Genomic DNA, 7,126 nt, shown 5'->3' with positions numbered 1-7,126 from the left:
GCGCAAGGTGGAGCGCACCGGCATTCCGGCGACCGGGGTCTGAGCGTGCGCGTTTCTCATTTTGCGTTTGCGGCCGCAGCGCTGCTCGTCGCCGGCCACGCTTCCGCGGCGGCGATCGATCTGTCGAAACCCTATGGCAACAAATCCGGCTGCATCAACAAGAACGGCCAGGAAATCTATGCCGAGGACATGCTGCTGTTGACCGACGAGGCATTCGTCACGGTGGCGAGTGCCTGCACCTTTACCGAAAAGAAGGCACAGGCCGACGGCTCGCTGCTGGTCAAGGCGCAATGCCAGGCGGAAGGCGAGGAGGGTGAGTCACCCGCCCAGTTCACCATCAAGCGCAGCGCCAAGAACGCCAAAAAGCTGGTGATCGCCGACGAGGACGGCAATGTCATGGGAGAAGTCTCCCGGTGCAAATGACGCTTGGAGTTTTTCCTTCGGTTCCGAAGCAAGACAGCATTTGTGCGACGCCAAGCGATCCCGCTTGGCTGCAAAATGCCTTAGGCAACCAGCGCATCCAGTTCCGGCAGCAGGACGACGCTTTCCTGCTCGTTGGGGTCGGTGCGGGCGATGACCGCCGACGAGGGCGCGCCGCTCAGATTGGCGGGCAGATGCGGCACGCCGGCGGGGATATAGAACAGGTCGCCGGCCTTGACGACGATGTGATGCTCAAGGCGGTCGCCATACCAGGTGTGGACCTCGCCGGAGAGCACGTAGATCGCCGTCTCATGGTTCTCATGCATATGCGCCTTGGCGCGGGCACCGGGCGGAATGGTGAGCACGTGCATGCAGATGCCGGACGAGCCGACCGACTCGGTGGCAATGCCGGCGAAATAGGTCAAACCCTGCTTGCCTTCATAAGTGCTTTCGGGGCGGATAAGATGACAAGTCGGTTTGAGCGACATCGGGGAAACTCCGGGCGTCGGGCTGGCGGGACAAGGCCAATGGGGCAGGGTGAGTGGAAAACAACGTCGCGATAAAAGCAATCGGAATCCAGCCGGCGCCGCAGGCACGGGAACGGGCAGGCGCCAGCCAATGACCGGACAGTCGCCAGCCGTCGTTTCGGCAAGCAAGCTTGGCCTCACCTTCCAGACCAATGACGGTCCGGTGCAGGCGCTGTCCAATGTCGACCTGACCATCGGCAAGGGCGAATTCGTCTCCTTCATCGGCCCGTCGGGTTGCGGCAAGACGACCTTGCTCAGGGTCATCGCCGACCTGGAGAAGCCAACCTCGGGAGCGATCTCGGTCAACGGCATGACGCCGGAGCAGGCGCGCGAGAAACGCGCCTATGGCTATGTCTTCCAGGCGGCCGCCCTTTTCCCGTGGCGCACGATCGAGCGCAATGTGGCGCTGCCGCTGGAGATCATCGGCCTGTCCAAGGCAGAGCAGGCGGAGCGCATCAAGCGCACGCTGGAACTGGTCAACCTCGCCGGCTTCGAGAAGAAATATCCCTGGCAGCTTTCCGGCGGCATGCAGCAGCGCGCCTCGATCGCCCGTGCGCTCGCTTTCGACGCCGATTTGCTCCTGATGGACGAACCGTTCGGCGCGCTCGACGAGATCGTGCGCGACCATTTGAACGAACAGCTTCTGGAATTGTGGGAGCGGACCAACAAGACGATCTGCTTCGTCACCCATTCAATCCCCGAGGCGGTCTATCTGTCGACCCGCATCGTCGTCATGTCGCCGCGGCCGGGCCGCGTCAGCGACGTCATCGAATCGACCCTGCCGCGAAAGCGGCCGCTCGACATCCGCGAGACGCCGGAATTCCTGGCGATCGCCGCGCGCGTGCGCGACGGGTTGAGGGCAGGGCACAGCTATGATGATTGACCGCCGTCAGGAGCGAGCGCCTGCCCGCGCCTTCGTCATCCCAGGGCGGAGCGCCCGCGATGCGGCGTGCGTGAAGGGAGCGGCCAACCACGCCTTCGGCCTTCGCTTCGCTCCGGCCACCCTCTCCCCGGCGGGGAGAGGAGAGGGGCAGCGCTGATGGACTCCTTCCGCTCGAAAATCATCCCCGTCACAACCATCCTCGCGGCCGTGGTGGTCGCCTGGTACGTTTTCGCCGTCGTCCTCAACGCGCCGTTCCAGCGCGATCTCGACCAACGCGCCAACGAAACCCCCGGCACCGCCGAATTCATCGGCAAGACGCTGTCGCAGCCGAAGCCGACGCTGCCGGCGCCGCACCAGGTTGCGGTGAATTTCTTCGAGAACACCTTCCTGCGGTCCGTCACCTCGAACCGCAGCCTGGTCTACAACGCCTGGGTGACGCTGTCTTCGACGCTGCTCGGCTTTGCCTTCGGCACCGCGCTCGGCATCGTCATTGCCGTCGGCATCGTGCATGTGGCGACGCTCGACCGTAGCCTGATGCCGTGGGTCATCGCCTCGCAGACCATCCCCATCCTGGCCGTTGCGCCGATGATCATCGTGGTGCTGGCGGCGGTCGGCATCACCGGGCTGATCCCGAAAGCGCTGATCTCGACCTACCTGTCGTTCTTCCCGGTGACTGTCGGCATGGTGAAGGGTCTGCGCTCGCCGGAACTCATGCATCTCGACCTGATGCATACCTACAATGCCAGCCGCGCGCAGACCTTCTGGAAGCTGAGGGTGCCGGCATCGGTGCCGTTCCTGTTCACCTCGATGAAGGTCGCGGTGGCGGCAAGCCTGGTCGGCGCCATCGTCGGCGAGCTGCCGACCGGCGCCGTCGCCGGCATCGGCGCCAAGCTGCTTTCCGGCGCCTATTACAGCCAGTCCATCGACATCTGGTCGGCGCTGGTCGCCGGTTCCATCGTGGCGGCGCTGCTGGTGATGGTGGTCGGCGTTGCCGGCCGCCTGGTCGACCGCGCCATGGGCGGGAGGCCGGCATGAGTTGGCTAAAACCATCCTGGCAAGGGCTGCTGGCGATCCTGCTATGCCTGATCGCCTTGGCACTCGGCGCGATGTCGAAGCCGGAAGCGGCGGCGCTGGCGCAACCTGAAGCGTCTTTCGACTATCCCTACCTTGCGACGAAGGGGCTGATGTTCGGCTTGCTGCTGCTGGCAGCTCTTGCCTCGATGGCCAGGCTGTCCACGATCGTCGAGGCCCTGGTGCTTTTCATCGGCGCGCATCTCGCCGCCTGGCTGCTGATCACGGGCATAAACGGCTATGAAGGCACGGCGCTGGCGCCATTCTTCCTGCTGCTCGCCGCGGCCTGGCTGCTGGGATGGCGCTGCGTGGCGGTGCTGTCTTCGCTGCGCCCGGTGGCGAACTGGGTGCGGACCGCCCTGCGGCTGATTATCCCGGCGATCTTCGGCGCCTGGATCCTGATCATCTGGGAAGCGGTGACCCGGGGAGCCGGCATTCCCTTCATCCTGTTGCCGCCGCCAAGCGCCATCGGCGCGCGCATCGCCGGTTCGCTGCCGGTACTCGGCGCCGATGTCCGGCAGACCATCTTCAAGGCGGTGATCTTCGGCTATGTCGTCGGCAGCGGCGCCGGCTTCCTCGCGGCGATCGCGGCCGACCGCGTGCCGTTCCTCAGGCGCGGGCTCTTGCCGATCGGCAACATGGTCTCGGCGCTGCCGATCATCGGCGTGGCGCCGATCATGGTGATGTGGTTCGGCTTCGACTGGCAGTCAAAGGCGGCGGTCGTCATCATCATGACCTTCTTCCCGATGCTGGTGAACACGGTCGCCGGGCTTGCCGCTTCCGGCCATATGGAGCGCGACCTGATGCGCACCTATGCGTCGGGCTATTGGCCGACGCTCATCAAGCTCAGGTTGCCGGCCGCCGCTCCCTTCATCTTCAACGCGCTGAAGATCAACTCGACGCTGGCGCTGATCGGCGCCATCGTCGCGGAGTTCTTCGGCACGCCCGTCGTCGGCATGGGATTCCGCATTTCGACCGAGGTCGGGCGGATGAACATCGACATGGTCTGGGCCGAAATCGCAGTTGCAGCACTGGCGGGTTCGGTCTTTTATGGCGTGGTCGCTCTTGTCGAAAGAGCCGTCACGTTTTGGCATCCCTCTGTCCGTGGTGGATAGGGGCGGTGGGTTTAAGGGTGCTAACTTCAGAGGGTAAAAACATGAAAAGACTGATTATTCCTGTCCTGGCCGGCGCGATGTCGCTGGCCGCGTTCCAGGCGATGGCCGCCGACAAGGTAACGCTGCAGCTGAAGTGGGTCACGCAGGCCCAGTTCGCCGGCTACTATGTCGCCAAGGCCAAGGGCTTCTACGAAGCCGAGGGCCTCGACGTCGACATCAAGCCGGGCGGCCCCGATATCGCGCCCGAGCAGGTGATCGCCGGCGGCGGCGCCGACGTCATCGTCGACTGGATGGGCGGCGCGCTTGCCGCGCGCGAGAAGGGCGTGCCGCTGGTCAACATCGCCCAGCCGTTCAAGAAGGCCGGCATGGAGCTGGTCTGCCCGAAGGATGGCCCGATCAAGACCGAAGCCGACTTCAAGGGCCACACGCTCGGCGTCTGGTTCTTCGGCAACGAGTATCCGTTCTACGCCTGGATGAACAAGCTCGGCCTCAAGACCGAGGGCGGCCCGGACGGCGTCACCGTCCTGAAGCAGAGCTTCGACGTGCAGCCGCTGATCCAGAAGCAGGCGGACTGCATCTCGGTCATGACCTATAACGAATACTGGCAGCTGATCGACGCCGGCTACAAGCCGGAACAGCTCACCGTGTTCAACTACTCGGCCATGGGCAACGACCTGCTCGAAGACGGGCTCTATGCGTTGGGAGACAAGCTCAAGGATCCGGCCTTCGAGGACAAGATGGTGCGTTTCGTGCGCGCTTCGATGAAGGGCTGGAAATATGCCGTGGACAACTCCGACGAGGCAGCCGGCATCGTCATGGACAATGGCGGCCAGGACGAGAACCACCAGAAGCGGATGATGGGCGAAGTCGCCAAGCTGATCGACAATGCCGATGGCAAGCTGATTCCGGAAGCCTATGAGCGCACCGCCAAGGCGCTGCTCGACCAGAAGATCATCACCAAGCAGCCGGAAGGCGCGTACACCACGGCGATCACCGACAAGGCGATCAAGTAGGCCGGCTGAACGCTGACATGCTGATCTCGAGAACGGCGCCTCAGAGGCGCCGTTCCTTTATGGTGTTCATGACGAAGCTGGTCTCGATCGAGGCGACGCATTTCAGCCGCGCGATCTTTTCCTTGATGAAGCGCTCGTACTGCTCGAGGCTTCCTGCCACCACCTTCAGCACATAGTCGCGCGAGCCGGTGACGAGGTGGCATTCCAGCACCTCATCCCAGCCGCGGATCGCTTCCTCGAACATGACGATCTCGTCCTCGTTCTGGCGGCTGAGCCGGATGGTGGCGATGGCGACCATGCCCCAGCCGAAGGCGGCCGGATCGACCAGGGCGGTATAGCCTCTGATGACGCCGGCTTCCTCCAGACGCCGCACGCGCCTCAGACAGGGCGACGGCGATAGACCGATCCGCTCGGCAAGCTCGTTATTGGTGATGCGGGCGTCGGCTTGCAGTTCAAGCAGGATCTTGCGGTCGAAATCGTCGGCTATCTTCTGCTGCACTTTCGGGCTCTCCAGGCAATTCGTTGCGGGAACGCAGCCATGGGAGCCTAAAAATAGCAAGGACTGCATGATGGGGATGGCATAAATTGCGAGGCAACACTCCTCGAAAAGCAGGAAATAGCCATGACCGCGCCGCGCCCGTCGAAAACCCACATCGGCAACCACAAGCTCCATCCGGAGACGCTGATGCTGAGCTATGGCTTCGATCCGCAGCTTTCGGAGGGCGCCGTCAAGCCGCCGGTGTTCCTCACCTCGACCTTCGTGTTCAAGTCGGCGGAAGAGGGGCGCGACTTCTTCGACTACACCTCCGGTCGCAAGGAACCTCCGAGCGGCACGGCTTCGGGTCTGGTCTATTCGCGCTTCAACCATCCCAACAGCGAGATCGTCGAGGACCGGCTGGCGGTCTACGAGGGCACGGACGCCTGCATCCTGTTCTCGTCCGGCATGTCGGCGATCGCAACGACCCTTCTCGCCTATGCCCGCCCGGGTGACGTCATCCTGCATTCGCAGCCGCTCTATGGCGGCACCGAGACGCTCCTGACGCGCACGCTCGCCGGCTTCGGCATAGAGGCTGTCGGCTTCGCGGACGGCGTCGACGAGGCGGCGGTTCGCGCGGCTGCCGATACAGCCACGGCCAAGGGCCGGGTGTCGGTCATCCTGATCGAGACGCCGTCAAATCCGACCAACAGCCTTGTCGACATCGCGCTGATGCGCAGGATCGCCGACGAAATCGGCGCCAGGCAAGGGACGAAGCCGATCATCGTCTGCGACAACACGCTGCTGGGTCCGGTGTTCCAGCGGCCGATCGAACACGGCGCCGATGTCTCCGTCTATTCGCTGACCAAATATGTCGGCGGCCATTCCGACCTGATCGCCGGCGCCGCGATGGGCAGCAAGGCGGTCACCAAGCCGATCAAGGCGCTGCGCGGCGCGATCGGCACGCAGCTCGACCCGCATTCCTGCTGGATGCTCGGCCGCTCGCTGGAGACGCTGTCGATCCGCATGGAACGCGCGAACGACAATGCGCGCCTGGTCGCCGAATTCCTGCGCGACCATGCCAAGGTGGAGAAGGTGCATTATCTGCCGTTCCTGGGCGAGGACACACCTTCGGGCCGCACCTATCGGGCGCAGTGCAGTGGCGCCGGCTCGACCTTCTCCTTCGACATTCGCGGCGGGCAGAAGGCGGCGTTCGCCTTTCTCAACGCCCTGCAGATCTTCAAGCTGGCGGTAAGCCTCGGCGGAACGGAATCGCTCGCCAGCCACCCGGCGGCCATGACCCATTCGGGTATTCCCTTCGAAGTGCGCCAGCGCATCGGCGTGCTCGAAACCACGGTGAGGCTGTCGATCGGCGTCGAGCATCCGGACGACCTGATCGCCGATCTGACGCAGGCGTTGGCAGCCGTCTGATCACCGCCTTCGTGGACTCCAAAAAGGGGCGGGCAACCGCCCCTTTTTGCCGCGATGTCAAATCGGCGTTACCGGGCGGAAACATCGGCTCCTCAAGCCGTTGTGGCGGTGCATCCATTTCGGGATGTCACAACGGAGGTTTCCATGCGCATTCAACCCCTCGCGCCGATGCTCTCGGCGCTGGCCATTTC

The 7,126-nt window shown here is 63.9% G+C and carries 8 protein-coding genes; 6 read left to right on the top strand and 2 right to left on the bottom strand.

Features of this window, described 5'->3' with window-relative positions; genetic code table 11:
- Nucleotides 1-45 precede the first annotated feature (45 nt).
- Nucleotides 46-423, top strand: coding sequence for a hypothetical protein (locus EN780_RS23390; protein WP_189556675.1), 378 nt, complete (start codon nt 46-48; stop codon nt 421-423).
- Between the two features lie 80 nt (nt 424-503).
- Here the strand turns inward: EN780_RS23390 and EN780_RS23385 are convergent, their stop codons facing one another.
- Nucleotides 504-908, bottom strand: coding sequence for a cupin domain-containing protein (locus EN780_RS23385; protein WP_128275448.1), 405 nt, complete (start codon nt 906-908; stop codon nt 504-506).
- Nucleotides 909-1,038: 130 nt separating this feature from the next.
- Here EN780_RS23385 and EN780_RS23380 point away from each other — a divergent pair, with 130 nt between their 5' ends.
- From EN780_RS23380 to EN780_RS23365, 4 genes are all read left to right on the top strand, one after another.
- Nucleotides 1,039-1,830 carry an ABC transporter ATP-binding protein gene (locus EN780_RS23380; RefSeq protein ID WP_127311868.1) on the top strand — a complete coding sequence of 264 codons (792 nt, stop codon included), beginning with the start codon at nt 1,039-1,041 and terminating at the stop codon, nt 1,828-1,830.
- Between the two features lie 156 nt (nt 1,831-1,986).
- Complete coding sequence (locus EN780_RS23375; RefSeq protein WP_127393107.1) at nt 1,987-2,865, top strand: ABC transporter permease; 879 nt, start codon at nt 1,987-1,989, stop codon at nt 2,863-2,865.
- Nucleotides 2,862-4,016, top strand: coding sequence for an ABC transporter permease (locus tag EN780_RS23370; protein WP_127393108.1), 1,155 nt, complete (start codon nt 2,862-2,864; stop codon nt 4,014-4,016). Before EN780_RS23375 ends, EN780_RS23370 begins: the two co-directional genes overlap by 4 nt.
- 41 nt (nt 4,017-4,057) lie before the next feature.
- Nucleotides 4,058-5,029, top strand: a complete 972-nt coding sequence (locus EN780_RS23365) for an ABC transporter substrate-binding protein (protein ID WP_126053856.1) — start codon at nt 4,058-4,060, stop codon at nt 5,027-5,029.
- 40 nt (nt 5,030-5,069) lie between these two features.
- Here the strand turns inward: EN780_RS23365 and EN780_RS23360 are convergent, their stop codons facing one another.
- Complete coding sequence (locus EN780_RS23360; protein ID WP_128275447.1) at nt 5,070-5,528, bottom strand: Lrp/AsnC family transcriptional regulator; 459 nt, start codon at nt 5,526-5,528, stop codon at nt 5,070-5,072.
- 123 nt (nt 5,529-5,651) lie between these two features.
- Between EN780_RS23360 and EN780_RS23355 the strand changes: the two genes are divergently transcribed.
- The gene (locus EN780_RS23355) at nt 5,652-6,935 is read left to right on the top strand and encodes a cystathionine gamma-synthase family protein (RefSeq protein WP_127311039.1); all 1,284 of its coding nucleotides are present in this window, start codon (nt 5,652-5,654) and stop codon (nt 6,933-6,935) included.
- The last annotated feature ends 191 nt before the right edge of the window (nt 6,936-7,126 follow it).

The sequence above is a fragment of the Mesorhizobium sp. M4B.F.Ca.ET.089.01.1.1 genome (assembly GCF_004022605.1).
Classification (GTDB): Bacteria; Pseudomonadota; Alphaproteobacteria; order Rhizobiales; family Rhizobiaceae; genus Mesorhizobium; species Mesorhizobium abyssinicae.
Note: the sequence above shows the minus strand (reverse complement) of the source record. Positions and strands in the feature narration are given on the sequence as shown.